Source organism: Candidatus Protofrankia californiensis (assembly GCF_900634765.1).
GTDB lineage: Bacteria > Actinomycetota > Actinomycetes > Frankiales > Frankiaceae > Protofrankia > Protofrankia californiensis.
Genome location: NZ_CAAAFT010000444.1, coordinates 36,227 through 39,869, shown reverse-complemented (window position 1 = coordinate 39,869; position 3,643 = coordinate 36,227). Strand labels below are relative to the sequence as shown.

General features: G+C 65.5%; 4 protein-coding genes and 2 tRNA genes. 5 read left to right on the top strand and 1 reads right to left on the bottom strand.

From position 1 onward, the window contains the following. Positions 1-1,325: GH25 family lysozyme (locus DD1DGNOD_RS23145; protein WP_241255934.1), on the bottom strand; the 1,325-nt coding region annotated here is incomplete at its 3' end. Between the two features lie 521 nt (positions 1,326-1,846). Between DD1DGNOD_RS23145 and DD1DGNOD_RS23140 the strand changes: the two genes are divergently transcribed. From DD1DGNOD_RS23140 to DD1DGNOD_RS28375, 5 genes are all read left to right on the top strand, one after another. Further along, positions 1,847-1,919, top strand: a tRNA-Thr gene (locus DD1DGNOD_RS23140). 83 nt (positions 1,920-2,002) lie between these two features. Beyond that, positions 2,003-2,076: transfer RNA gene (locus DD1DGNOD_RS23135), tRNA-Met, on the top strand. Positions 2,077-2,174: 98 nt separating this feature from the next. Then, entirely contained in the window at positions 2,175-2,339 is a 165-nt protein-coding gene (gene rpmG, locus DD1DGNOD_RS23130) for a 50S ribosomal protein L33 (protein WP_131768550.1), read from the top strand. Positions 2,340-2,589: 250 nt separating this feature from the next. Beyond that, positions 2,590-3,039 (top strand): FAS1-like dehydratase domain-containing protein, encoded by a 450-nt coding sequence (locus DD1DGNOD_RS28380; RefSeq protein WP_131791970.1) that lies wholly within the window; start codon positions 2,590-2,592, stop codon positions 3,037-3,039. A gap of 78 nt (positions 3,040-3,117) precedes the next feature. Beyond that, positions 3,118-3,546: a MaoC family dehydratase gene (locus DD1DGNOD_RS28375; RefSeq protein ID WP_206443378.1), complete on the top strand. Its 429-nt coding sequence runs from the start codon at positions 3,118-3,120 to the stop codon at positions 3,544-3,546. The last annotated feature ends 97 nt before the right edge of the window (positions 3,547-3,643 follow it).

Sequence of the window (3,643 nt, the reverse complement as noted above, 5' to 3'; positions counted from 1 at the left end):
TAGTAGTTGAGGATCGCTCCGTGGACCTCGTGGGCGTCCGTGGAGCTGCTCCAGTAGATCCGGCCGCCCTGGAACACCGACTGCCGACTGCCCGAAGCCTCCGCGTCCACCTCGTCACTGGTCGGCCGTCCCAGGAAGCTGTTGCTGCCGCCCAGGTTCAGATATTTCGCGCTGATCCCGCCGTGAACTTCGTGGACGTCGGTCGCCACCGACCAGAAGAGCAGTCCCTGCTCGAACTGCCTCCACCGGCCGCCCCCGCCTGCGGGTTCCTCGTTGCGGATGGCAGCCCCCAGCATCGAAGGCACGCGGGGGTCCGCGCCGTAACGCCGGTCGATCTCGCTGACCCGCCCGTCGGCGTTGGCCGACAGCGCATCGGCACCGCAGCAGACGATGTTCATGTCGACGTTCCCGGTGATGCCGGGAAGGCTCCCGGAGGAGGTGAACTGCCACATTGTCCACTTCTGCCAGCCACCGGGCAGGGGTCCCGGGGACGAGCCTCCGTTGTAGATGGCGAACCACAGCGGGTAGCGAGAGAATGACGTGGTGTTCTTCATTGTGTCGGTCCAGAACGACCGGTAGGTGTACAGGATGGGAGTGCGTCCGGTCTTCGTCTCGATCTCCTCCATGAAGGCGCGGGTCCAGGTGGTGAGTTGGTCGGCTGACAGTCCCCCATGGGCCTCGAGGTCGAGGATGGGGGCTATATGACCGTTGGAACGGGTGAGGCCGGTGACGGTGAGGAACCGGTCAGCCTGTTCGGTCGCGGTCGCGATCGGCAGGACGGGCCGGGCGTAGTGGTATGCGCCGACCACCAGACCTGCCTGGACGGCACGGGTGCGGTCAGTGGTGAAGTACGGGTTGGTGTAGGTCATGCCCTCGGTCGCCTTGACGATGGCGAAGGTGACGCCGGACGAGCGGACCGCGGCCCAGCCGATCTGTGCGCCGCCGGGGTGCTGCCATGACGAGATGTCGATACCTCGCGGCCACGCAGCCGGGATTGCCTGCGCAGACTGAACCGCGATTGGCGCGCTCTCACCGGATGAGGCCACGGTTGTGCCCTCCGTCATGGGGACGGCGGCCGTGGTTCCCTCGGCCGGGGCCATCGCGTCGAATGTGGCGGCCACGTTACGAATAGTCTGATTGCGGATGATTTGCACTTCTGGATGACCCGTCCGGAAGCTGCCGGCGGTTGCGAAGGCGATGAGAGTCAGCGCTGTCGTGGCAACCGTGCGTGTGCTACCCCACCGGCGGCGAGTCCGTCGACGGTGGGTGGGCAGGACGGCCTGGCCCGGCCCGCCGTCGTCCTGGCGGGCGGGTGCGATGTGCATGGGAGCTCCCTGGCGTGTTCGGGTGGACTGGCCGGCGGGTGATCCCAGATGGCAGGCTTACTCGACCAACTACTACGCTAAGCAAAGTATCGACTACTTACAGCTACGTAGACGGCGCGCAAACCGACTTTGTTGTTACTCACAGTTTCAGATCTTTACGATCGGATCCATTTTCATGACATGGAGTAGTGTCTCTGCGACGCAGGATCGTGGCGTGCGACGAAGATCTATTCGTGCCGGGTCGCGGAGTCCCATGCGGGGTTGCGTACGCAGCCTGGGTGCGTGGTAGCCCCGGGAAAGCTGTGACCGTCGACAGACGTGGCGAGGCCGGTGCGCGGGTCTGCCGGGCTGGGCGCGGGTCTGCCGGGGCTGGGCCGGACGGGTTGCGGGGTGGCCCCAAAGCCGGTTTGCGGGGCGCCGTTAGGCGTTGGGCGTCGACGGTGACCGCGGGTGAGTGTCACTACGGACGGGCCTGCGGTACGCGATGCCGCGCTGTCGTGTAGCCTTAGGCGCGCGTACCCGCCCCTTTAGCTCAGTCGGCAGAGCGTCTCCATGGTAAGGAGAAGGTCTACGGTTCGATTCCGTAAAGGGGCTCTGTGGCACCGGTCGGTAGCCGGGTGACCGGTTGTCGGCCGCTACTCCGTCGGCTCGATCAATCGATGGGGTAGGTCCACCCAGGCGGTGTAGCTCAGCCAGGCAGAGCAAGCGGCTCATAATCGCTGTGTCGCCGGTTCAAATCCGGCCACCGCTACCGGTCGGGTCGCGACCCGCCGAGGACGGCGCCCGGTCGTCCTGTATGTCCAAGCTTTGGTTCGTTCTTGTCCGACCTGCAGGAAGAGGCACAGCACCGTGGCCGCCACCGACGTCCGTCCAAAGATCACTATGGCGTGTCAGGTGTGCAAGCACCGCAACTACATCACGCGCAAGAACCGCCGCAACGATCCCGACCGCCTGGAGCTGCGCAAGTTCTGCCCGAACTGCCGGCAGCACACCGAACACCGAGAGACCCGCTGACCCGGCCCGGGGTATCTCCCTGGGTATCTGCGGCCTCCAGGATGCTGTCGGGTCACCGTCGGCCTGTCGGCGTGGCAGCAGGGAGGCATGGGGTTAGTGTTCAGCCTGTCGGATTGATCTCTTCGCTGTTGGTGATCGTCGCGTCGGCTACTGGAACCTCTCACCCTGTCCGGTCGACGCGTTGGAGTGCCCTGTTCTCGGGCGCTCCAGGGTAATTCCAACCGTGGGGACGGTGAGATCGGAGCATGCGATGCCGCTCAATCGGGATTTTGTCGGGCGCAGGTTCGTCGCGGACACTCCGTTCCTGGTCGGTCGCGAGCACATCCGGCAGTTCGCGATCGCGATCCATGAGGACAGCCCCCTCTGTCACGATCTTGAGGCTGCCAAGGCGGCCGGCTATGTCGATCTTGTTGCGCCGCCCACCTTCCTGACGGCGGTCGCCATCTGGCGGCCCGTGGTTCCGGTGCTTGACCCTGACCTCGGCCTCGACTTTTCGCTGGTGGTGCACAGCGAACAGCGCTATTCGCTGCGCCGGCCGGTCGTTGCCGGTGACGAGATCGTTGTCTCCGCCACCATCACCGACATTCGTAACGCCGGGCGCAACGAGTTGCTGATCAGCGAGTACGAGTTTGTCACGACCGGCGGAGAGCTGGTCGCGACCGGCCGGACGTCGTTGGCCTCGCGCGGAACCGCGGCCTAACCGGCCGAAGAGCGCGCGACCATGGGTGTTTGCGCGTTCGGAGGCCCCGAGGATCAGGAAGGGTGCTGAGGCGCTCACATGCCTGCCATCGTTGACTATGACGACGTCGAGGTCGGTACCCGGATTCCGGAGCGGGAATTCCGGATCCGTCGGGAAGATCTTGTCCACTACTGCGGAGTCTCGGGCGACTTCAATGTGATCCACTGGAACGAGCGGGTGGCGCAGAGCGTCGGCCTGCCCGATGTGATCGCTCATGGGATGTACACCATGGCCACGGCCGCCCGGCTCGTCACCGACTGGGCGGGCGATCCTGGCAGCGTGGTCGATTACGGCGTCCGGTTCTCCTCCCCGGTGCCGGTACCGGACGACGACGAGGGTGCCACGCTCGTGGTGAGCGGCGTCGTCGAGAAGAAGCTCGACGACAACCGGGTGGTCGTCAATCTGACCGTACGGTCGGGCGGCAGCAAGGTGCTGCTGGCGTCACGGGCCACCGTCCAGCTCGCCTGACCAGGATCCCTGACCGCTGCGGGCAGGGATCCGGTAGCGACGATCCGGTAGCGACGGTGTGTCCGCTGGCCGTGGCTTGTGGACACTTGGCCGTAGC

Excerpts from the sequence above, each read along its gene's own strand:
- DD1DGNOD_RS28375 (WP_206443378.1), top strand. The coding sequence starts at position 3,118 with ATGCCTGCCATCGTTGACTATGACGACGTCGAGGTCGGTACCCGGATT.
- DD1DGNOD_RS28380 (WP_131791970.1), top strand. The coding sequence starts at position 2,590 with ATGCCGCTCAATCGGGATTTTGTCGGGCGCAGGTTCGTCGCGGACACT.